Origin of the sequence: Streptacidiphilus carbonis, assembly GCF_000787775.1 — a bacterium.
Classification (GTDB): Bacteria; Actinomycetota; Actinomycetes; order Streptomycetales; family Streptomycetaceae; genus Streptacidiphilus; species Streptacidiphilus carbonis.
The window spans coordinates 52,767-74,636 of sequence record NZ_BBPM01000006.1 but is presented as its reverse complement, the minus strand read 5'-3'; the positions used below and the strand labels follow the sequence as shown (position 1 = coordinate 74,636).

At 72.1% G+C, this 21,870-nt stretch carries 20 protein-coding genes; 6 read left to right on the top strand and 14 right to left on the bottom strand.

Going from position 1 to position 21,870, the window contains the following annotated elements:
* Nucleotides 1-109: 109 nt before the first annotated feature.
* Complete coding sequence (locus tag TR46_RS06510; protein WP_236655225.1) at nt 110-1,639, top strand: APC family permease; 1,530 nt, start codon at nt 110-112, stop codon at nt 1,637-1,639.
* A complete protein-coding gene (locus TR46_RS06505; protein ID WP_084718011.1) occupies nt 1,636-3,105 on the top strand; it encodes an aspartate ammonia-lyase in 1,470 nt (489 codons plus the stop codon). The genes TR46_RS06510 and TR46_RS06505 overlap by 4 nt, the downstream gene beginning before the upstream one ends.
* A 217-nt stretch (nt 3,106-3,322) precedes the next feature.
* On the opposite strand, the gene TR46_RS06500 is transcribed toward TR46_RS06505, so the two are convergent.
* Both TR46_RS06500 and TR46_RS06495 read right to left on the bottom strand, forming a co-directional pair.
* Nucleotides 3,323-4,606 (bottom strand): flavin-containing monooxygenase, encoded by a 1,284-nt coding sequence (locus TR46_RS06500; RefSeq protein WP_042395068.1) that lies wholly within the window; start codon nt 4,604-4,606, stop codon nt 3,323-3,325.
* 80 nt (nt 4,607-4,686) lie between these two features.
* Nucleotides 4,687-5,295: a hypothetical protein gene (locus TR46_RS06495; protein ID WP_042395065.1), complete on the bottom strand. Its 609-nt coding sequence runs from the start codon at nt 5,293-5,295 to the stop codon at nt 4,687-4,689.
* A gap of 490 nt (nt 5,296-5,785) precedes the next feature.
* On the opposite strand from TR46_RS06495, the gene TR46_RS06490 reads away from it, so the two are divergent.
* Complete coding sequence (locus tag TR46_RS06490; protein ID WP_042395062.1) at nt 5,786-6,220, top strand: nuclear transport factor 2 family protein; 435 nt, start codon at nt 5,786-5,788, stop codon at nt 6,218-6,220.
* A gap of 78 nt (nt 6,221-6,298) precedes the next feature.
* Here the strand turns inward: TR46_RS06490 and TR46_RS06485 are convergent, their stop codons facing one another.
* Nucleotides 6,299-6,889, bottom strand: a complete 591-nt coding sequence (locus TR46_RS06485) for a TetR/AcrR family transcriptional regulator (protein WP_042395060.1) — start codon at nt 6,887-6,889, stop codon at nt 6,299-6,301.
* A gap of 154 nt (nt 6,890-7,043) precedes the next feature.
* On the opposite strand from TR46_RS06485, the gene TR46_RS06480 reads away from it, so the two are divergent.
* Together TR46_RS06480 and TR46_RS06475 are read left to right on the top strand one after the other, a co-directional pair.
* A complete protein-coding gene (locus TR46_RS06480; RefSeq protein WP_042395058.1) occupies nt 7,044-8,027 on the top strand; it encodes a daunorubicin resistance protein DrrA family ABC transporter ATP-binding protein in 984 nt (327 codons plus the stop codon).
* Nucleotides 8,024-8,881 (top strand): ABC transporter permease, encoded by an 858-nt coding sequence (locus tag TR46_RS06475; protein ID WP_042395056.1) that lies wholly within the window; start codon nt 8,024-8,026, stop codon nt 8,879-8,881. The genes TR46_RS06480 and TR46_RS06475 overlap by 4 nt, the downstream gene beginning before the upstream one ends.
* 26 nt (nt 8,882-8,907) lie before the next feature.
* Here the strand turns inward: TR46_RS06475 and TR46_RS06470 are convergent, their stop codons facing one another.
* The 4 genes from TR46_RS06470 to TR46_RS06455 form a co-directional block, all read right to left on the bottom strand.
* Entirely contained in the window at nt 8,908-9,423 is a 516-nt protein-coding gene (locus tag TR46_RS06470; protein ID WP_042395052.1) for a universal stress protein, read from the bottom strand.
* A gap of 249 nt (nt 9,424-9,672) precedes the next feature.
* Entirely contained in the window at nt 9,673-10,092 is a 420-nt protein-coding gene (locus TR46_RS06465; protein ID WP_042395050.1) for a nitroreductase family deazaflavin-dependent oxidoreductase, read from the bottom strand.
* A gap of 157 nt (nt 10,093-10,249) precedes the next feature.
* A complete protein-coding gene (locus tag TR46_RS06460; RefSeq protein ID WP_152626325.1) occupies nt 10,250-10,717 on the bottom strand; it encodes an SsgA family sporulation/cell division regulator in 468 nt (155 codons plus the stop codon).
* Nucleotides 10,718-11,005: 288 nt separating this feature from the next.
* Nucleotides 11,006-12,118 (bottom strand): cation diffusion facilitator family transporter, encoded by a 1,113-nt coding sequence (locus tag TR46_RS06455; protein WP_084718009.1) that lies wholly within the window; start codon nt 12,116-12,118, stop codon nt 11,006-11,008.
* 359 nt (nt 12,119-12,477) lie between these two features.
* Here TR46_RS06455 and TR46_RS06450 point away from each other — a divergent pair, with 359 nt between their 5' ends.
* The gene (locus TR46_RS06450) at nt 12,478-13,257 is read left to right on the top strand and encodes a phosphatase PAP2 family protein (RefSeq protein WP_084718007.1); all 780 of its coding nucleotides are present in this window, start codon (nt 12,478-12,480) and stop codon (nt 13,255-13,257) included.
* A gap of 40 nt (nt 13,258-13,297) precedes the next feature.
* On the opposite strand, the gene TR46_RS06445 is transcribed toward TR46_RS06450, so the two are convergent.
* The 7 genes from TR46_RS06445 to TR46_RS06420 all read right to left on the bottom strand — a co-directional run bounded on the left by TR46_RS06445 (nt 13,298) and on the right by TR46_RS06420 (nt 21,679).
* Nucleotides 13,298-14,332: an ABC transporter ATP-binding protein gene (locus TR46_RS06445; protein ID WP_042395049.1), complete on the bottom strand. Its 1,035-nt coding sequence runs from the start codon at nt 14,330-14,332 to the stop codon at nt 13,298-13,300.
* Entirely contained in the window at nt 14,329-15,924 is a 1,596-nt protein-coding gene (locus TR46_RS06440) for an ABC transporter permease (protein WP_201776374.1), read from the bottom strand. Before TR46_RS06440 ends, TR46_RS06445 begins: the two co-directional genes overlap by 4 nt.
* Nucleotides 15,921-17,000: an extracellular solute-binding protein gene (locus tag TR46_RS06435; protein ID WP_052432586.1), complete on the bottom strand. Its 1,080-nt coding sequence runs from the start codon at nt 16,998-17,000 to the stop codon at nt 15,921-15,923. The genes TR46_RS06440 and TR46_RS06435 overlap by 4 nt, the downstream gene beginning before the upstream one ends.
* A gap of 228 nt (nt 17,001-17,228) precedes the next feature.
* A complete protein-coding gene (locus TR46_RS40740) occupies nt 17,229-17,693 on the bottom strand; it encodes an MFS transporter (RefSeq protein ID WP_236655223.1) in 465 nt (154 codons plus the stop codon).
* A gap of 45 nt (nt 17,694-17,738) precedes the next feature.
* Complete coding sequence (locus TR46_RS40735) at nt 17,739-18,119, bottom strand: BlaI/MecI/CopY family transcriptional regulator (RefSeq protein ID WP_052432585.1); 381 nt, start codon at nt 18,117-18,119, stop codon at nt 17,739-17,741.
* A gap of 409 nt (nt 18,120-18,528) precedes the next feature.
* Nucleotides 18,529-19,269 carry a dienelactone hydrolase family protein gene (locus TR46_RS06425; protein ID WP_042395047.1) on the bottom strand — a complete coding sequence of 247 codons (741 nt, stop codon included), beginning with the start codon at nt 19,267-19,269 and terminating at the stop codon, nt 18,529-18,531.
* A 223-nt stretch (nt 19,270-19,492) separates the two neighbouring features.
* Nucleotides 19,493-21,679: an ATP-binding protein gene (locus TR46_RS06420; RefSeq protein WP_161790091.1), complete on the bottom strand. Its 2,187-nt coding sequence runs from the start codon at nt 21,677-21,679 to the stop codon at nt 19,493-19,495.
* Nucleotides 21,680-21,870: the final 191 nt, after the last annotated feature.

Genomic DNA, 21,870 nt, shown 5'->3' with positions numbered 1-21,870 from the left:
CCCCCCCCCCCCCCCCGCCCCACCGCGGCCGGAACGGCCCGGCCCGCCCCAGCCCGCATTCCACACCACGCTGAACCTCCCCTCGCCCCCGCATCCTCGAGGAGTTCCCGTGTCCCACACCCCCGCATCCGACGGCCCGCCCCCGGACGACAGATCCGACTCGGTGCCGAACCTGCAGCGCAGCCTCGGCCGCTTCGACATCATGGCCCTCGGTGTCGCCGCGGTGATCTCCGCCGACGTGATCGGACAGATCGCCACCGGCGGCGGCGAGGCCGTCACCTGGACCGCGCTGCTGGCCCTGCTCTTCCTCGTCCCCTACGCCCTGCTCTTCGCCGAGACCGGTGCCACGTTCCCGCAGGAGGGCGGCCCGTACGTATGGGTCAAACTCGCCTACGGGCGCACGGCTGCCGCGCTGACCACGCTGTTCTACTGGGTCACCAACCCGGTCTGGCTCGGCGGCTCCCTGGTCTTCGCCGCCGCCTCCGCCTGGGACGGCCACGTCACCCATCTCGGCAACGGCACCGTGGCCGACTACACCTTCAAGCTGGTCTTCATCTGGGTCTCCATCCTCACCGCCGTCGTCTCGCTGCGGCGCGGCAAGTGGATCACCACCGTCGGCGCGATCGCCAAGGTCGCCGTGATGCTGACGGTCACCGCGGCCGCGCTGGTCTACGGTATCCAGCACGGCTTCAAGGGCCTGACCGGCACCGGCTTCGCGCCCACCACCGGCGGGCTCCTCGCGCTGGCGCCGATCCTGCTCTTCGCCTACGTCGGCTTCGAGGCCCCCAACGCCGCGGGGGAGGAGATGCGCAATCCCAAGCGGGACGTCCCGGTGTCGATCGGAGTCTCCGGCGGCGTCGCGGCCGCCTGCTACCTGCTGCCCGTCTTCGCGATCCTCGCCGTGGTCCCCGCCAAGCAGGTCACCGGTGTCGCCGGATTCCTCGACGCCGCCTCCCTGGTCTTCGGGAGCTACGGCAGCGCCGGTCACGCACTGCTGACGGCGACCTGCGTGCTGTTCGTCTTCGTGCTGATGACCCAGGGCAGCGCCTGGATGATCGTCAGCGACCGGATGCAGGCCATGGCCGCCGCCGACGGGGGGTTCTTCAGCCGGGCGCTCGGCGCGTTCCACCCGCGCCTGGGCACCCCCGTGCGGATGAACCTGGTCTCCGGCTGCGCCGCGACCGTCTTCATGCTCGCTGCCACCCTGCTGGTCGACGGCACGGCCGCCGCCGTCTTCAAGGTCGTCCTCACCGTCGCGGTCACCACCCTGCTGCTGTCCTACCTCGTCGTCATCCCGGCGCTGGGCACCCTGCGCAGGAACCACCCGGACGTCGAGCGCCCGTACCGGGTGCCGTTCGGCGCCTGGGGATTCCGGATCAGCCTCGGCCTGGTCTACGCCTGGATCGTCCTGGGCTCCTGGATCGCCCTGTTCCCGGGCGTGCTGGAGCATCTGCTCGGCGTCCCCTACGACTTCGCCGGCACCTGGGGTGTCTCCCGCACCGTCTTCGAGGCCTTCACCCTCGGCACCGTGGCCGTCCTGCTCGCCATCGGCGTGCTCGGACGTGCCGTCGCCGCCCGCCTGGACCGCCGCACCCCGCGGAACCCGGTCGCCCCGGCCGTCCCGGAGTACCAGGCATGACCGCCCCGGCCCCCACCCCGGCCCCGCGGCCGATCCCGCATCCGACCTCCGTCGCGGGGCCGCACCGCACGGAACACGACCTGCTCGGCGACCGCGAGGTCCCCGCCGACGCCTACTACGGCGTCCACACGCTGCGGGCAGTGGAGAACTTCCCCATCACCGGCACACCCATCAGCGTCCACCCCGAGCTGGTCGTGGCCCTCGCCTGCGTCAAACAGGCCGCAGCCCAGGCCAACCACGAGCTCGGGCTGCTGGACCGCCGCCGGGCCGACGCCGTCGTCCGCGCCTGCCAGGAGATCCGGGCCGGCCGGCTGCACGACGCGTTCGTCGTCGACGTCATCCAGGGCGGCGCCGGCACCTCCACCAACATGAACGCCAACGAGGTGATCGCCAACCGCGCCCTGGAACTCCTCGGCCACCCCCGCGGCCACTACGGCGAACTGCACCCGCTGGAGCACGTCAATCTCAGCCAGAGCACCAACGACGCCTATCCGACGGCCGTCCGGATCGCCCTGCAGATCGGCGCACGGCAGCTGCGCACCGCCCTGACCGGCCTCGCCGACGCCTTCTCCGCGAAGGCCGCCGAGTTCGCACCGATGGTGAAGATGGGACGCACCCAGCTGCAGGACGCCGTCCCGATGACGCTGGGTCAGGAGTTCGGCGCCTTCGCCGTCACCATCCGCGAGGACGTCGAACGCCTCACCGAGGCCTGCGGGCTGCTGCTGGAGATCAACCTCGGCGGCACCGCCGTCGGAACCGGACTCAACGCCCCCGACCGCTACGCGGCGACCGTGTGCGCGCAGCTGTGCGACCTGACCGGCCTGCCGCTCAGCACCGCCGCGGACCTCGTCGAGGCCACCTGGGACGTCGGCGCGTTCGTGCAGCTCTCCGGAGTGCTCAAGCGGATCGCCGTGAAGCTGTCCAAGATCTGCAACGACCTGCGGCTGCTCTCCTCCGGTCCGCGCACCGGTCTGGGGGAGATCAGCCTTCCGGCCGTCCAGGCCGGGTCGAGCATCATGCCCGGCAAGGTCAACCCCGTCATCCCCGAGGCCGTCAACCAGGTCGCCTTCCGCGTGATCGGCCACGACACCACCGTCACCATGGCCGCCGAGGCGGGGCAGCTCCAGCTCAATGCCTTCGAGCCGGTCATCGCCCACAGCCTGCTCGACTCGCTGTCCCAACTCGGCAGCGCCTGCCGGACCCTGACCGAACGCTGCGTGGCCGGCATCACCGCCGATCCCGAGCACCTGCGCCGCAACGTCGACCGCTCGATCGGCACCGTGACCGCCCTCAACCCCTTCATCGGCTACACGGCCGCCGGCAGCGTCGCCGCCGAAGCCCTGGCCACCGGGCGCGGCGTCCGGGAACTCGTCCTCGAACGCGGCCTGCTGACCGTGGCGCAGCTCGACGAGCTGCTCCGTCCGGAGAACCTCGCCTTCAGCACGCGGCCCGTTGCGGGGGAGTGACCGCAGGCTCCTACGACCACGGTGGGATCTGTGAGTACCACTGGCTCGGCCCGGATGAACCGTCATCCGGGCCGAGCCAGTGGTACTCACGGCGTGGGTGCCCCGGTCGGCTCGACGCGGCGGCCGGCACGGCGGCGGGCCCCTCGGGTCACAGCGCCGGTCGATGACCGTGCGCTCACCAAGAGGCCCGTCCTTCATGCCTGCCGCGCCTCGGGGATCACGTTGACGCCGGCGTTCGCGCCCCGTCCCCTTCGGCGGCCTGGTGGGCGAGGTAGCCCCGCTGGGTGGCGATGTGGTCGGCGACGTACCTGGCGTCGTGCCAGACGCCCCAGATGAAGCTGGAGCCGCGGCGGGACTGCCAGGGCAGCCCGAGGAAGTAGACGCCGGGCTCGCGTGACACGCCCCGTCGCTGGTCGGGCCGGCCGGTCTCGTGGAACGCGTCGACCTCCAGCCAGCTGTAGTCGCTGGCGAAGCCGGTCGCCCAGACGATCGAGGTGATGCCCGCGTCGGCCAGGTCGAGTTCCAGTCGGGGCTCGGTCACGCACTGCGGATCCGGTCCCAGGACGTGGGCCCGCGGCTCCTCGGGCAGGTCGAGCCCGTTGCGCTCCACGTACTCGTCGGCTGCCCGGAGCAGCGCGGTGTAGTTGGCGTCGCCGAGCGCGATGTTCGCGGCGAGATCCGGTGCGAAGCGCAGGACACCGTCGTCGTAGGAGGCGGTCAGGCCGACGAGTTCGATGCCGTCGGCGGCCAGGGCGCGGAAGTCCACGGTGTGGCCGCCGCGGGCACCGCTGACCGCGATGGTGACGTGCTCGGCGCCCTGGGGAGGCGTTTCGGCGTCCCAGAGCCGCAGCACGCCCAGCCACCAGCAGAAGTCACGCCCGCGGTACTCGCGCGGAGGACGGTCGTGGGGACCGACCGACAGGAGGACCCGGCGCCCGGACCGGCGCAACTCGTCGGCGATCTGGACCCCCGAGGAGCCGGCCCCGACCACCAGGACCGCGCCCTCGGGCAGTTGCTCCGGATTCCGGTACCCGGAGGAGTGGATCTGTACGTCGATGGCACCGTCCGGCACGATGGGCGGGATCAGCGGCCGCTGGAACGGGCCGGTCGCGGCCACGACGAAGCGCGCGTCGATGGCGCCCTGGGACGTCTCGACCCGGAAGCCGGGCCGACCGGCGTGCCTGCGCACCGAGGTGACCTCGACCCCGCACCGGACCGGGGCGCCGATCTTCTCGGCGTACGCGACGAAGTAGTCCGCGACCTCCTCCTTCGAGGCGAAGGCGCCCGGCGCCACGTCGGAGAACTCCATTCCGGGGAACCGGTCGTGCCACGCGGGGCCGTTGGCGACCAGGGAGTCCCAGCGCTCGGAGCGCCAGCGCTCAGCGATCCGATGCCGCTCCAGGACGATGTGCGGGATGCCGCAGGCGCCGAGGTGCTCACTCATGGCGACGCCCGCCTGACCTGCCCCGACGACGACTACTTCGGTTTCTTCTCTCGGCATTTCAACCTCCGCTCAGGCGGTAGTCCTACCGCAGGGAAATCGTCTGCCGTGCCACGAGTTCTGTCCAATAGACGTTTTTGCTATAGGTGATCTGATTTATAGATGTACCGCAATTCATGCCTGCTGTAGGGCCAGCGGACTGTCGCGGAAGGGTCGGTGGCCAGATCTTCGAGGCGTCGTCGAAGCTCGGCTGCGCGGGGATCGCCGACGAGCTGGGTCTTGCCCACCCCGGCCATGCCCTCGATCGAGGAGATCACCACCGTGTTCGCGCCGCCGTCGTGGTGGCGCGTCGCGGCCGCGATCAGTTGGGTGAGAACCTCGCGTCGTCCGGTGAACGTGGCGAGATCCGAGGGCAGCTGACCGAACACCCCGGCCGGCCCACCGGTCTTCGCCTCCGCATGGACCCGGATGCAGGCCGCCCGCCACCGCGCCACCTCCGGCTCGGCCAGGCCCAGCGCCCTGACCACGGCGGTCACCAGGTCCACGTCGAGTCGCCGACGATGAGACCGGAACACCTCGGTCACGGTGGAATGCGCGATCGCCTGAGGGGGTCTCAGCAGCGGTCCCACCCGCTTGGCCAGGACCCGGAACGACGGGCTCCCCGCCGCCAGCCGGAGCCGGTTGAGATCCTGGATGAACTCGGCAAGGTCGACGGACCGGTCAGGATCCGGCAGATCGGCGTCAGCCACAACTCGTACCCCGTCAACTCTCCCTCGTGTGCGTACGAGTGTACGGAATCGTACGGAATACTGGCTCACGATCGTGCCCGACGGCATCGTTGTTCACCGAAGCCGGGCAGCGAACCATCGGGGGGCCCGGCCTCGCACGAGGCGCCGGCTGTCAACGGCTGGGGACGTACTTCCCAGCCGTTGAGGCGTCTTCGCGAACAGGGATGCCGCACAGCACAACGTCCTGGTATGTCCACGCGCACCGTCCGCCGCCACCTGGCAGCCGTCGTGGAACGCCGCCGTGCCCCTGGACAGCGGGACTACCGGGCCCGGTCCGGGGGGTCGGGCCCAGTGTGGTGGTCGACAGGCGCCGCGAGATCTGCTCCTTCCTCGGGAAGGGATTGCCGTCGTCCCTGCCGACGCACCGGTGGCTCGCGAAGCCTGCGGGCAGGGGCCGGCCGCGGACGCCCTGGCCGCGACCGGCTGAAAGCCCGACGGAAAGGGACCGCTCATGCCCGAGACGCAGGACCTCGCCGCGCAACTGGGGGAGGCGTTCACCAACGGAGACCTCGCCCGGCTGGCACCGCTGCTGGATCCGCGGGTGCGCTGGGGCGGCGAGGAGGAGACCGCGCAGACCTGCCACTCCCGCGCCGACGTGCTGGCTTGGTATGGCGGCGCCAAGGCCGTCGGCGTGCGCGCCGAGGTCACCGAGACAGTGGTGCGTGACCACGCGGTGGTCCTCGACCTGATCCTGACGGGCCCGGGCCAGGGCCCGGACGGCCGGCGACCCGAGCACGTCTTCCAGGTGTTCCGCCTCGCCGGGGGCTTGATCATCGACATCCGCGGCTACAACACCCGCGAGGAGGCACTGATGGCGGCCGACAGCCCGGTGCCGGCCGAAGGATCACCACTGCACGGTCACCGCGCGCCCTGGTCCCGGCGCTGACGAGCCCGGCTGCCGGGCTGAAAGCGTCCCGGAGCCGCCGGAGCCGCCGGAGCCGCCGGAGCAGGACTGATGCGACTGTCAGGCGTCCTCGGGCCGCACCAGGCGGGGGATGCTGACGCGCAGGGCCTGGACGGCCTGGTCAGAGGTCATGCGGTTGGCGCGGACCTCCTCCCCGGCGGCGTGGGCGAGGCCGAGCACCGCGGCGATGATCCAGGAGACCGGCAGATCAGCGGCGATCTCCCCGTCGCGCTGACCGCGGACGACCACGAGTTCGAGGTGGCTCATGATCGGTTGGTGCCGCTCGCGGTCCTGCTCCGCGGTGACGTCGGGTTGGGCGAGGTGCAGCAGGAACGGGTCGGTGTCGAACGCCTGCCAGCCGGCCTCCAGCAGCCGCACGAGCGCCGCGTCGGCGGCCCCGTTGTCCAGGTCCGCGGCATCGATGGCGGCGAGGACGCGCCCGGTGGCGCGGTCGACGAGAGCGGCGATCAGTGCGTCGCGGGTCGGGAAGTGCGCGTAGACGGTCTGGCGGCTGGTTCCGGCCTCTTTCGCGATCTCCTCCATGCTCGCGTCCGGTCGCCGTGCGAGTACCCGGGAGGCGGCGTCGAGGATCGCGGCGATGCTGCGTCGCGCGTCCGCACGACGCCGACGGAGGGGCTGATCGGATTTCATGTCTGACACGGTTGTCAATGATAGCGGGCGAGAGTAGCTTTGACACTGCTGTCAGAGTTAGCGCGGCTGGGGCCAGGCCGCGGCGCGCCCTGACGATCGCCTCGCGTCCTGTGACGCGGCACCACACCCACGACCTCACGAGAGAAGGCCAGTTGTGGAAGCAGCCGCCGAACTCGCCATCCAGGCCACCGGACTGACCAAGCGCTTCGCCGCGACCGTGGCCCTCGACGGCGTCGACCTGACCGTTCCCGCCGGGACGATCTACGGATTCCTCGGCCCCAACGGAGCAGGCAAGACCACCACCTTGCGCATCCTCGCCACTCTGCTGCGGGCCGACTCCGGCACCGCCCGGGTCCTGGGCCACGACGTGGCCCGCGAGCCCGATGCGGTCCGCGCCAGGATCAGCCTCGCGGGCCAGTCCGCGGCCCTGGACGAGGACCTGACGGCACGTGAGAACCTGCGCGTCCTCGGCCGCCTCATCGGCCACCACTCCCGCGCCTCGCGCTCACGGGCCCAGGAACTGCTCGACGCGTTCGGACTCGCCGATGCCGCCGACCGGCCGGTCAAGACCTGGTCGGGGGGCATGCGCCGACGCCTGGACCTGGCTGCGAGCCTCATCGCCACCCCCGAGCTGCTCTTCCTCGACGAGCCCACGTCCGGCCTGGACCCGTCCAGCCGCGCCCAGGTGTGGGACACCGTGCGCGCCCTGGCCGAAGCCGGCACCACGGTGCTGCTGACCACGCAGTACCTCGACGAGGCGGACCGGCTCGCCGCCCGCATCGCCGTCATCGACCACGGCACCGTGATCGCCGAAGGCACCCCGGGCGACCTCAAGGCGGCCACCGGCGCCGGACAGTTGCACGTGCAGCTCGCCGCACCCGAACAGGCCCCGCAGGCTGCCGCGGCGCTGCGCCGGGTGCTCGACCTCCCCGTCCGCCCCGGCACCGACCCCGGCAGCCTGTCCGTGGCCGGACCTGCGGCCGACCAGGCCGCACTCGCCGTCGCCCACCTGCACCGCAACTCCATCCCGGTGGCCGCCTTCGCGCTGGCCCGGCCGAGCCTCGACGAGGTCTTCCTCGCCCTCACCACCCGCGCCGCCGACGACTCGGCAGATCCAGCGAAGGAGCCCGTCGTATGACCACCGTCCCCGCAGCGGCCCCCAGCAGCGGTCCCGGCTACACCTCGTCCGACGCCCAGGCCCTCAGCGCGGCCCCGGCGCGGCCCAGGCCCGCTCCCCCCGGCCCCGTCACGGCGGCGCTGACCTTCGCGTGGAGGGCGCTGCTGAAAATCCGCAGGATCCCCGAGCAGCTCTCCGACGTGATCGCGGTGCCCGTCGTGTTCACCCTGCTGTTCACGTACCTGTTCGGCGGCGCGCTCGCCGGATCGCCGCACCGCTACCTGCAGTTCCTGCTGCCCGGCACCCTGGTCATGGCCGTGCTGCTGGCCACCATGTACACCGGGGTGAACCTCAACGGCGATCTCGCCAAGGGCGTCTACGACCGCTTCCGCACCCTGCGGATCTGGCAGCCGGCCCCGATCGTGGGCGCGCTGATCGGCGACGCGCTGCGCTACCTGCTCGCCTCCGCCCTCGTCACCGGCCTGGGACTGCTGCTCGGGTACCGGCCCCACGGCGGCGTCGGCGGCGTCCTGATCGCGATCGCGCTCGTGGTCGTGTTCGCCGTGGCCCTGTCCTGGGTCTTCACCCTCCTCGGCCTGGTACTGCGCTCCGCCAGCGCCATCATGAGCCTGGCGGTGGTGGTGCTCTTCCCGCTCACGCTGGCCAGCAACGCCTTCGTCGAACCGGGCACGATGCCCGGCTGGCTGCGCGCCGTCGTCCACGCCAACCCGGTTACCCAGTTGGTCACCACCACCCGGGCCGCCATGGACGGGACGGTGACCGCCGTCCAGATCGCCACCGTCCTGGCCGCCTCCGCCGCCCTCGTCGCCGTGTTCGGACCGCTGACCATGCGCGCGTACCGCCGCCACGAGTGACCGCCACCGGACCGAACGGTGGGGTGCTAGCCGTTCGAGGTGGCCTCACGTTCGAGGTGTCTCAGTGCATGGCGACTGGTCTTGAACGGGCAGGTCCAGGGGACGGCCAGGACCGGGCAGCGGGCGTTGGCCAGGACGTAACGGCTGACGTGCCCGTGGAGCGTACGGGCCCGCGTCCCGCGCCGGCCGGCCCCGATGACCAGGAGGTCGTCGGGGTTGTCGGCGATCGCGCACAGTGCGGGTCCGCTCGGGCCGTGGATCACCATGGGCTGAATGTCCAGGTCCGCCGGAAGGCCGCCGAGGGCCTGCTCGAAGGCGGTCCGCAGCTGGTCCTGGGCACATTCGCGCCATACCTGGGCGAGCGGCGGGCAGGGCGCGGCACGGTAGCCGACCTCGCCGCCCGGCGGGGTCCAGGCCAGGACCGCGACCAGCGGCCGGTTGGTCGTGCGGGCCTGGAACACCGAGTGGCGCAGCGCCGCCAGGTTCGCCAGCGACCCGCTGACACCGACCACGATCCGGCCTCGGCCCTGGTCCCCGGTCATCGTCGCCACGCTCCTTCGCCTGCGCGGATACCCCTTTCATGCTAGAACCGGTCAGCCCTTCAGGAGCCCGATCGAGCTCGCTGAAACCGCGCCCCGCGCGTTCGCCGGCCTCTCGGCGGCCGGCCTGGCGCGGATCTCGGACGCTCCCCGGTCGGGCCGGCCATGGGCGGCGGCAGTCAGGTGAGCCAGGAGGGGGCACGACCCAGCGAGAACGGGAATGACTCGCCCCGCTCGTGCGGGCAGTGGACCTCAGGCGTCCACGCGCGTCAGCGCGATCACCGGAATCGGCCGCTCGGCCCGCTCCTGGAAGTCCTCGAAGTAGGGGGTGTGCGGCAGCTGCCGGGCCCACAACTGCTCTCGTTCCGCGCCCTCGGTCACTCGGGCAGTCACGCGAAAGGCCTCGCTGCCGACCTCGACCGTGGCCGATGGGTCGGCCAGAAGGTTGTAGTACCAGCCCGGACGGTTCTCCCGCCCTCCGTTGGCCCCGAAGACCACCAGTCGCGCCCCGTCCCTCAGAAAGGTCAACGGCATGGTGCGCCGCTCCCCGCTGCGAGCTCCGGTGGTGGTGAGCAGGAGCAGCGGTACGCCCGCGAAATCGCCGCCGACCACGCCGTCGGCAGATCGGAACTCGTCGATGACCAGTTGATTGCGGTGCAGTCTTTCTGACATGGACTCAGCCCTTCGGCGGGTTTCCTGTGCTCGGTGGGGCAAGGATATTGGCTCTGCGTCACCTGTTCGTCCGGCGAGCACCGGGCGGGCTCCGGCGGTTCGCTGCACGGTGCTGACGTCGAACGGACTTGCGGCCCGGCCGGGGTGCAGCTCTCCGTCACGGACGGGGCGGTGGGGGGTCGAGGAGCCGGCGGGCGGCGGTGTCCAGGTCGATGTGTTCGTGTTCGAGGCCGAGCGGTACCAGGCACTGGGTCTGCTGCAGGAAGGCCCTGACCGGCCCCGACCGGGCCCGCAGCACGGCGGTTTCGTCCCCGCAGGCCAGGGAGATGTACACGATCCGTGCGTCGCCCGGGCCGGGGTAGACCGACACGTCGCCCATGCCCGCCCAGGTGTGCAACCCGGTCGCGAGAAGGTCGCGGGCGAAGACCCAGGTCACGGTTTCGTCCGTGTCGATATCGGTGTGCAGGTACACCGCGTACGGCTCCGCTCGGCGGTACACCAGGGCTGCGGGGACAGCGATGCTGATGCCGGGGAAGACGGCCGTCATCAGCTCCAGGCGCACAGTGCACGCCTCGGCGTTGGACCGCTGCGGCGGAAAGCGCGGCGGTTCCTCCGGGGGCGTCACCTGTCGCCCCGGGGCCGTGCTGAGCCGTTGCCGGCCCGGCTGCGGGAGCCGGGCGGGAATTGTGTCAGCCGGTCCCAATCCGGATCGGGGCTTCCGGGCACCATCCGGTTCTCGCGGCGCCAGAGCTCAGCCAGACGGGAGTAGATCGGGGTCTCGGAGAGAAACGTTTCCTCCGGGGCGCTCGAACCATGTGGTTGGACATGCATATCCAGAGCAACGACACAGCCGCGGGCGGGGTAACCCTGTGCCGGTTGTTGTCCTGGCACCGACCGACGCCACGGTCCGGAGTCAGTGGTGTGCGTGATGGTGCAGGGCCTGGTGGGGGTCGCTGCCGTGGGTCAGGTGGTCGGTGTGGACGGTGGCGGCGGTGAGGCGGGGGACGGCGTGGATGAGGGCGTGCTCGGCGGCGACGGCCAGGGCGTGGGCCTGGACGACGGTCAGGTGCGGATCGACCACGATGTCCGCCTCGGCGCGCAGGGCGTGGCCGATCCAGCGCATCCGGACCTGTCCGACGCCGAGGACTCCGTCGACGCCACGCAGGGCGGTTTCGGCGGTGTCGACCAACACGGGGTCCACGGAGTCCATCAGGCGGCGGGAGACCTCGCGGGCGGCGTCCTTGAGGACCATCAGGATCGCCAGGGTGATCAGCAGGCCGACGACCGGGTCGGCCCACCTCCAGCCGATGGCGACCCCGCCGGCCCCCAGCAGCACGGCCAGTGAGGTGAAGCCGTCGGTACGGGCGTGCAGGCCGTCGGCGACCAGCGCGGCCGAGCCGATCCTGCGGCCGGTGGTGATGCGGTAGCGGGCGACCCACTCGTTGCCGACGAACCCGGCAATCGCGGCCAGGGCGACGGCCCACAGGTGGTCCACGGCGCGCGGGCGCAGCAGGCGGTCGACGGCCTCGTAGGCGGCCAGCGCGGAGGAGGCGGCGATGGTGAGCACGATGGCGATCCCGGCCAGGTCCTCGGCGCGGCCGTAGCCGTAGGTGTAGCGGCGGTTCGCTGCCCGCCGCCCCAGGACGAACGCGATCCAGAGGGGGACGGCGGTCAGCGCGTCGGCGGCGTTGTGGATGGTGTCGCCCAGCAGCGCCACCGACCCCGACAGCGCCACCACCACGACCTGGACCACGGTGGTAAGGCCGAGGATCCCGAGGGACAGCCACAGGGTGCGCATGCCTTCGCGGGAGGTCTCCATCGCGGAGTCGACCTTGTCCACCGCCTCATGGCTGTGCGGGGCGACCAGGTGCGACAACTGGTGCCGCAGCTCCGTCCACCGGCCACGGTCGTGGCCGTGGGTGTGGGTGTGGGTGTGGTCCCCGTGGTCGTGATGCCCGCCATCGGCATGCGGGTGCGGATGCCCGGTGTGGTCGTGCGGCTCGTGATCGTGCTGGCTGGCCTCCATGGGACCACCGTGACAGCCGAATCCCGTTGCAGCCACTCTCCTCGTACCAGTCGTGAGCTGCTGCGATGGATATGCAGGAGCGAGGCCGGTGCAATCCGCGGCGGCCCGCGACCGGCCGGTCCCACCGGGGCCCGGATCGCCGGGTACAGCGGCATCACGGTTCCTCAACAGACTTCGGCGGGTGGCGGAACCGTGCAGGACTCTACAGCGTGTAGTAGGTTATGCCGGGCGGTCGCCGCCGCGTCATCCGTGCGCCATCTCCGCGTCACCTTCCCCCGGGTCGTGCAGTCGTGGCCCGTGGCGCGCGGCGGCCGCCCGCACCGCCTGGTGCCGCCCCGTCCCTTGGAAGGACTTCCCGCATGCCGTTCGTGCGTCACTGGTTGCGCAACTCGGTTCTCCTGTTCGCGGTCGCGATCGCCCTGGGCCTGGTCGCGGCGCACACGTCGCTGATCCAGCCGCACGACCTGAAGTGGGACCAGCACCTGGAGGACGACACCCGCTCCTCCGCGCTGACGCCGGTGATGAAGCTGGTCAGCGACATCGTGTCGCCGGTCGGCGGGTTGATCATCCTGGCGCTGTGGTGCGGCTGGCTGCTGATCCGCCGTCACCGGCCGGTCCAGGCGGTGTCGACGTTCCTGGTGGTGGCGGTCGGCTGGAACAGCAGCGAGGTCGCGAAGATCCTGGTGGCCCGCAACCGGCCCCCGATCGCCGCCGTCCACTCCCTGGACCCCGAGATCGGCTCCAACAGCTTCCCCAGCGGCCATGTCGCCTTCACCGTCTCCGCTGTGATCGCGGCCTACTTCCTGGCCCGCCACACCCGGGCCCGCCGCCCGGTCGCGGTGATCGGCGCGGCCGTGGTCGCACTGGTGGCGTTCTCGCGCCTGTACATCGGCGCGCACTACCCCACCGACGTCCTGGGCTCGCTGCTGGTCTCCAGCTCCGCGATCATCTTCCTGACCGGGCTGTGGCACGGCTGGCTGCTGCCGCGGCTGCACACCGTCCCGGTCGCCTCTCCGCTGCTGGCGCGCTTCGGCCCGCTGGAGGTCCAGCCTGCCGCCTCGCAGGCGGCCGCGGGCGGCTCAGCGGGCCGCCGGTCGCGGATCGAGTCCAGCCGACGCCACCGCCACGCGGCCCCCTGAACACACCTCAGGTTCTTGGCGGCCAGGGCGTAGCCGGGGGTCAGACCGGGTGGGCGTGGCCGGTGACGGTCAGGTAGAGCGGTTGTCCGTCGCTCGGGGGCGCGGTGTCCGTGTGGGCGACCAGCGGCTGGAGCGGTTGGGCGCCGGCTTCCAGGACCAGTTCGACCCGGTGGTCCGCGCCGCGGAAGACCGAGCGCACCACCCGGACCCGGACGCGGTCGGGTCCGTCCGTCGTCGAGAGGCGCAGTTGGTGCGGGCGGAGCAGTACGGTGGCGTCGGTGGCAGGGCCGGCGCTTCCGCTCAGCGGCAGCGGGCCCAGTGCGGTGTGGGCGACGGTGGTGTCCAGGCGGGCGGGCAGCAGGTTCGCCTCGCCGAGCAGGCGGGCGGTGTCGGCGTCGGTGGGCTGGTGGTAGAGCCGGTGCGGGGTGGCCTGTTGGGTGATGCGGCCGCCTTGCATGACGGCGACGGTGTCGGCGATGGCGAGTGCCTCCTCCTGGTCGTGGGTGACCAGGACGGCGGTGGTGCCGGTGCTGCGCAGCAGGACGGCGACGTCGGTGCGAAGAGTGGCGCGCAGGGCGGTGTCCAGGGCGGAGAAGGGTTCGTCCAGGAGCAGGAGTTCGGGTTGCGGGGCCAGTGCGCGGGCTAGTGCGACGCGCTGCTGCTGGCCGCCGGACAGTTGGTGCGGGTGGCGTTCGGCCAGGTCGGGCAGGCCGATGAGGTCCAGGAGTTCACTCACGCGCTTGCGGCGTTCGCGGCGGGGGAGGCCGAAGCCGATGTTGGCCGCGACGGTCAGGTGGGGGAACAGCGCGCCGTCCTGGGGAACGTAGCCGATGCGGCGGCGCTCGGCGGGCACCGGCCGCCGCGTCGCGTCGTCCAGCACCCGTCCGTCCAGCGTCAGTTGTCCGCGGGAGGCGGGGTGGAAGCCGGCGATGACGCGCAGCAGGGTGGATTTTCCGCAGCCCGAGGGCCCCAGGACGCACGCCAGTTGGCCGTGGGCGACGGTCAGGTCGACCCCGTTCAGGATCGGGCTGCGGCCGTGGGCGGCGTGCAGGTCGGTGACGGTCAGGTCGGTCATCGCTTCTCCGCGCGGTGGTGGGTGCCCAGGGTGCGGCGGGTCAGCAGCAGGACCGGGGGGACGGACAGGGCGGCCATCAGGGCGGCGTAGGGGGCGGCGGCGCCGTAGGCCAGGCCGCTGGTGTAGGTCCAGAACTGGGTGGCCAGGGTCTCGGTGCCGGTGGGGCGCAGCAGTAGCGTGGCGGTCAGTTCGGTGCTGGCGGTCAGGCCGACCATGGCGACGGCTGCTCCCAGTCCGGGCAGGATCAGCGGCAGGGTGACCCGGGCCAGCACGGTCGCCGGGCCGGCCCCGAGGGAACGGGCGACCTCCTCGGTTCCCGGCGGGATCTGTGCCAGGGCGGCGCGCAGGGCGGTCAGGGCCAGCGGGAAGAACAGCACGACGTACCCGGCGACGAGCATCGGGGGCTGCTGGTAGAGGGGTTGGGCGTAGCGGATGGCGACGTAGACCACCGACAGTGCGACGGCGATGCCGGGCAGGGCGCGGGTCAGGTAGGAGAGGCGTTCGAGGCTGCGGGCCCAGCGGGTGCCGCGCCGCCAGGAGTACAGCGCGACCGGGATCGCGGCGGCGGTGGCCACCAGCGCCGCAGCGAAGGCGTAGCCCAAGGTGGTCAGCGCGGCGTCCACGATCGAGGCCGGGGGCAGCGTCGTGGAGCCGCCGACGACCAGCCAGTAGCCCAGCGCGTACAGCGGTACGCCCAGCGCGGTGCCGACCAGGACGGCGAGCGCCGCCGCGGCCGGGGCGGTCCAGCGGCGCAGTCGGACCCGGCTCGCCGAGCGCGGCGCGGTGCCGGTTCGCGCCGGTCGCCCGCCGTGGCGGCCCAGCGTTCCCTCCAGGGCCACCAGGAGCAGCGCCAGCAGGACCAGGACCAGGGTGAGCAGGGCCGCGGAGGCGGCGTCGAAGCCGAGTTGGTACTCCGTGAAGATCGCGGTGGAGAAGGTCGTGAAGCGCAGCATGGCGAAGGCGCCGTACTCGCCGAGCAGGTACAGCGAGACCAGCAGGGCGCCGCCGGCCACCGCGGCCCGTGACAGCGGCAGGGTGACCCGCCACAGGGTGGCCAGCGGTCCGCGTCCCAGGCTGCGGGAGACCTCCTCGCAGGCGGTGTCGGAGCTGCGCAGTGAGGCGGCGACGGGCAGGAAGACCAGGGGGTAGAGCGAGCAGGTCATCACCAGTACCGCGCCCCAGTAGCCGTGCACCTGGCGGAAGAGCGAGACCCAGGAGTAGCCGCGCACGAACTCCGGCACGGCCAGGGGCATCGTCAGCGCGACGGTCCACCAGCGGCGGCCGGGCAGGTCGGTGCGCTCCACCAGGTAGGCGGCGCCGAACCCGAGCACGCAGCAGGCCGTGGTGACCGCGGCCGCCAGGGTGACGGTGTTCCACAGCAGGGTGGCGATCAGCGGGCGTTCCAGCAGCCGCTGGGCCTGGCCGGTGCCCGCCTGGCCGGCCTGGACCAGGGTGAACACCAGCGGCACGGCGAGGGCGGCGACCACCGCGCAGGCCAGCAGCGCGAGGACGGGGCGGTGCGGGAGCAGGCCGGCGGCCCGGCGCCGCAGGACAGGTGCCGGGCGGCCGGCCTCGACGGGTGCGGTGGTCACGCGAGCAGTCCGGTGTCCTGGAGCAGCTGCAGGGCCTGCTTGCCGTCGCCCAGGTCGGCGACCGGGGCCAGGGCGCCGACCGAGGTCAGCGGCGGCAGTTCGGCCTTGGCGCTGACGCCCGCGGCCAGGGGGTACTCGTAGCTCTCCGAGGCCGCGATCAACCGCTGGGCCGGGACGCTGGTGAGGTAGGCCAGGAACGCCTGGGCGGCCTGTTGGTGCTTGCTGCCGGCGAGCACGGCCGCGCCCGAGACGTCGACCAGGGCGCCGGGGTCGCCCTTGGCGAAGTAGTGCAATTTGCTGTGCGTACCGGCGGCGGTCTTCTCGTCGCGCAGCCGGTACCAGTAGTAGTGGTCCACCACGCCGCCCTGGACCTCGCCGCTGTTGACGGCCACCGCCAGGTCCTCGTTGCTGGCGTAGACCTTGGCGTTGGCCTTCAGGCCCTTCAGCCACTCGGTGGCGCCCGCCACCCCGATCGACTTGATGACCTCGGTGACCACCGGGGAGAAGTCGGTCTCGCCGGGGGCGATGCCCAGCCGCCCCTTCCACTGCGGTTTGGCCAGGTCCAGCACCGAGGTCGGGGGCGCGGTGTCGGCCGGGGTGCCGGTGGCGGCGACGAACGCCGCGGCGCGCGAGGAGACGCCGACCCAGTCGCCCTTGGGCGAACTGTCGGCGGCGGGCACCGCGGCCAGGGTGGCCGGCCGTACCGGGGCCAGCCGGCCCTGCTCCTGAAGGACTGTCAGCGCGGGCGGGTTCTCCGCATAGAACACGTCCGCCGGTGAAGCCTTGCCCTCCTGCAGCAGCTGGGTGGCCAGCTCGGCCTCGTCGCCGGAGCGCACCCGGACGGTGACGCCGGTGCGCTTCTCGAAGTCCGCGACCAAGGTCTTGACCGTCTGCTCGTGCTGCCCGCTGTAGAGCGTCAGGGACTGCCCGGCCAGCGACGACGCGCTCCCCGCCGAGCCGGAGCCGGTGGCGCTCGCACCGGCCGCGGCACTGCCCGAACTGCCGCATCCGGCCAGGACCGGCAACGACAGGGAGACCGCCAGCACCAGGGCCGCCGGGCGTCGGGAAACGGGCATGGAAGATCCTTCGCTGTGGGGTGCTCGGGCCGAGCAGGGGGCTGCAGGGGACGGGGGCGCACTACTGCCGCCGCTTAGCTTAGGCATACCTTAGTCAAGGGAGGCAGTGCTGTCTACACGCCCGTAGACGGGTGGCCCGGTGCAGCACGGCCGGTCGTTGCCGCGGCGACCGTGCCGGCCGTCGGCCGCATCAGCACCAGCGTGCTGCGCTCGACATGGCCGGCCGGGTCAGGTTCCGGCTGGGTCGCCGTGCTCGTCGGTGCTGTGGCCGCGGCGGGTGATCGTGACGGAGGCGACAGCGGTCAGCGCTGCCAGAGCCGCGAAGCCGCCGGTCAGCGTGGTGACGGCGGCGACACCGGCCACCAGCAGCGGCCCTCCGGCATCGCCCAGTTCGCGGCCCAACTCGGCCGCGCCCATGGTCTGCCCGATCCGTTCGGGTGCGGTGGCTGCGGCCAGGGCGGCGAAGCCGAGCGGGGTGATCAGGCCGGTGCCCGCACCGATCAGCACGGCGGCCGGCAGCAGGCCGAGCAGCCCGGGGAGCATGGCGGCAGCCAGCCCCGCGCCGGTCAGCAGCAGCCCGGCGCGCAGTCCCGAGGCGGTGGTGATCCGTCCGCCGTCCAGGGCGCGGCCGGCCCTGGGCTGCGCGAGGGCGGCGGTCAGGGCCAGCAGGGAGACCACGGCGCCGGTGGCCACGGTACCCAGACCGGCGCCGATCCCGGACAGCTGACGCGTACCGGGTTACTGCTCCTGGTCCCCGCGCAGCAGCTGCTGGAGCAGCTGCTCGTCCTGCCGCGAGAGGTCCGAGACGAAGCGGGCCAGCACGGCTTCGCGGTCCGAGCCGTGCTCCAGCAGCGAGACCATCTGCTCGGCGGTGTGCTCCGCCTCGTCGCGCACCGGGGTGTAGGCGTACCCGCGGCCCACCCGCTGACGCGTGAGCATGCCCTTGTCGTACAGCCTGGCCAGGATCGTCATGACGGTCGTGTAGGCCAGGTCCCCGGGCAGGGCCTCGTTGACCTGAGCCGCCGTCAGAGCACCGGAAGCGGCCCACAGCACGCCGAGCACGTCGCCCTCCAGCTCACCGGCAGCCCGCCGGCCGCCGCCGCGCACCGGATCGCTCATCGCTCCCCATTCCCGTCGTGTTCCTGTTCGGCTGCTGCGGCCGCCCCAGAGATTAGCGCGCGCCTGCGCGGCAGGGCATGGGCAGTGCTTCAGCTGTGCGTGTCGGCGCTCCGGTCAGGTCGGGCCGACCACACAAGCTACTACACAATGTAGACCTTGCCGGGACCACGGCTGGAAAGGCGGCCCCTGCGCGACCACCGCGTCACGACCGCACCGCCCGGCACCGCACTGCCTCGGCTACATGTTCTGGGCCGCCGAGATGCCCTCCACCCGCTGCGTCACCACCGACCCGCCCAACACCTTCCTCCGGCTACGGCTCGCCCGAGCCGTGGCCGGAGGCGGCCCGGTGTCCTGGGCTGCCTCCGACGCGGGTTCCAGTCTGCTGCCGGCTTGAGGGAGGGGGCGGGGGCTAGCCCAGATGCCGGCTGAAGAACCTGGCCGCGGTGCCCCCCGCGAACTGCGGGACGCCGGTGTGGCCCCCCATGTTGGCCTCCAGGGTCTTCTCCTTGGAGCCGAAGGCGTCGAACAGGTCCAGGGCCGCCTGCCGGTCGTTGCCTTCGTCGTCCCACTGCAGCAGGACGTGCAGCGGAATGGTGACCTGCCGGGCCTCCTCGACGATGGAGCGGGGCACGAGGCTCCCGGCGAAGAGCCCGGCGGCCTTGATCCGCGGCTCGACCCGCGCCAGCCGGATGCCGATGGAGATGATTCCTCCCGAGTAGCCGACGGGTCCGCCGATCTCGGGCAGCGAGAGCAGGGCGTCCAGGGCGGCCTGCCATTCGGGGACCGCCTTTTCGACCAGCGGGAGGGTGAGGGCGTCGATGATCTCGTCGCTGATCGGCTCGCCGGCCTGCATGGCCCGGCGCAGGTCTGCGCGGGCCTGGTCGACGGCGGCCCAGCGGGGCCGGTCGCCGCTGCCGGGAAGCTCGATGGTGGCCGCAGCGAAGCCGTCCGCCGTGGCCTGCCGGGCCCGCCCCACCAGTCGGGGGTACATCGCGCGCAGCCCCAGCGGTGGGAGGCCGAGCAGGATCAGCGGCGCCGGGGCGGATGCGGTTGCCGATCCGGGCGTCCACAGGATGCCGGGGATCTCGCCGAGGGTGAATGTGCGCTCGATGACGCCGTCGTCGAGGCGCTGCTCAGAAGTGACGTGCATGGTCGTGCCTTTCGGGAGTGCTAGTGAACGGCGCTCCCGGACGGCCTATCGCCCGACCATGACCCCGGAGGAGAGCACCCATGTCAAAACGTTCACGGGTACCACCTCCTCGTTCTCTCGCACGGCCTCCGGCAGATTAGCAATGCCCGCTGCCATTCGCCAATGAGTTCCCGCGAGGGCTGCCGATCCGGACGCTGCCGGCGCCCCCCGCGCCGCAGTTCGGTCACTCGCCGAGGCGCGCCCTCAGCGTGGGCGCGTACGGGTCGTTCAGCTCGGTGAAGAGGCGAAGGCTCTGTGCCCAGTGGCTACGGGCTTCCTCCTCCCGGCCGAGCTCGCTGAGGATCTGCCCGAGCGCGTCCAGGGAGCGGGCTTGTCCGTGCTGGTCGTTCGTGGCGGCGCGGATCGCCAGGGCCTGGGTCGCGTAGTCGAGCGCCCGCTGGTGCTCGCCGAGCAGGAGACAGGTCAGGGCGGCGGTGTTGAGGGCCCCGCCCTGGGCGTAGGTGTTGCCCAGCGCGCGGAAGACGGCCAGCGACCGCAGGCACTGCTCCAGCGCCTCGGCGGGCCGGTGCAGGTCCTGGAGGGTGCGCACCATGTTGTGCCGGATCACACCCTCGCTGTAGGTGTCGCCGAGATCCGTGAAGAGCGTCAGCAACTGGAGCTGGATCCGGTGGGCGTCGTCGAAGCGGCCGAGCTTGCGATAGGCCACGCTGAGGTTGCCGAGCGCGGTGCCGACCCCCCGCTGATCGCCCCGGCGGCGCTGGATCTCAAGCGCCGCGAGGCAGTGGGTCTCCATGTCGTGGAACCGGTTCAGATCGTGCGTCAGGACGCTCAGGTAGTCGAGGACGGCGGCCTCGCCCTCCAAGTCGGCTCCCTCCCGTGCGGCCGCCAGCCCGAGATGGGCGGTCTGCTCCCAGTCGTCCCAGTACTTGCGCAGGTTGAAGAAGGCCCACAGGGTTTTGGTGAGGCGCCAGGCGAGGGAGTGGAAGCCGCCCTCTGCTGCCTGGCGGACGGCGACGACCAGGTTGGCCCGCTCGGCCTCGTACCACTCCAGCGCAGCCTCGGCCGTGTCGAAGACGGGGACGAGGTCGGCCGCCGCCGCCTGGTCCCCGCCCGGAGTCCCTGCCGGGTCACCGGGCGGCAACTGCGCTGAGGGGTTCAGTGCCAGGCTGGCTGCGGTCGCTGCCGCAAGGTACCAGCCGAGCAGGCGGTGGACCGCCGCCGCCCGCTCCTCGCCCGGCTCCTCCGCGCCCGCGCGCTCAGCAGCGAAGAGCCGCAGCAGGTCGTGGAACTCGTAGCGGCCCGGCGTCGGGGACTGCAGGAGATGGATGCCGGCCAACGCGTCAAGGAGTCGCTGCGTGACATCCCTCGGCAAAGCGAGCAGCGCGGACGCGGCCGGGACCGTCACCGACGGGCATTCGCTGACCGCCAGCAGCCGGAACGCCCGCGCCTGGTGGCGGGCCAACTCCTGGTAGCTGACCGCGAAGGTCGTCCGGATCGCTCGGTCCTCGACCGTGAGCTCGTCCAGACGCGACCGCTCGTCGGCCAGTCGTCGGGTCAGTTCCCGGACGCTGCCGTGGAGTCCTGCCGCGAGGCGACTCGCGGCGATCCTGATCGCCAGCGGCAGACCTGAGCAGATCTCCAGGAGCGCCTGCACCGCATCCGGTTCCGCGGCCACGACATGGTCGTCCACGATGCGGGTGAGCAGCTCCAACGAGTCGTCAGGACCGAGGATGCCGACCGAGATCCGGTGGACGCCGTCCAGACCCGGGAGCCTGCTTCGACTGGTGATCAGAATCCGGCTGCTTCCTGTGCCCGGAAGCAGCGGGCGCACCTGTGCCGCGTCCTTGGCGTTGTCCAGGACGACGAGCACCCGCCGCTGGGCGAGCAGGCTGCGGTACCTGGCCGCCCGCTCCTCGGGATCGAGGGGGATTCGAGCCGGCGCGGCGCCCAGTGCTCGAAGGAATCGGGCGAGGACGTCATGGGGGGCGGACGGTTCCGCGTCGGTGCCGTGCAGGTCGACCTGCAGTTGTCCGTCGGGAAACAGGTCGAGCACGCGGTGGGCCACGTGAACGGCCAGCGATGTCTTGCCCATCCCGCCGGCGCCGCTGATCGCCGAGAGCACCACCGGCGCCGCCGCCCCGGACGTGGTCGTCCTGAGAATGGCCACCAACTGCTCGGCCTCGTCGACGCGGCCGGTGAAATCGGTCAGATCTGCGGACAACTCTGCCGGGGGTTCCCCCTCGACCGGCTGTCCCTCTGCCTCCGCAGGGATGCTCCTGGCGTCACGGTGCACCCTGACGCAGGAGGTGCGCCAGTCCGCCACCGCGGCCTCGTCCACGCCCAGCGCCCGGACGATGGCCAGCACGAGGTCCAGATCGAGGCGCCGTCGTCCGTCCTTGAACGCGTCCACGACTGTGGATGCGGAGACGGCACGTGGTGGTCGCATCCTCAGCCCGACACGCTTCGCCAACACGCGGTAGGAGGGCATTCCCGCCCACGCGCGCAGTTCACCCAACAGACCGACGAACTCGGCCAGATCGGTGGCTGCGCCCGGGTCCGGCATCTCGCCCCGCTGCTCACCCACGACGCCCCCATGTAGCT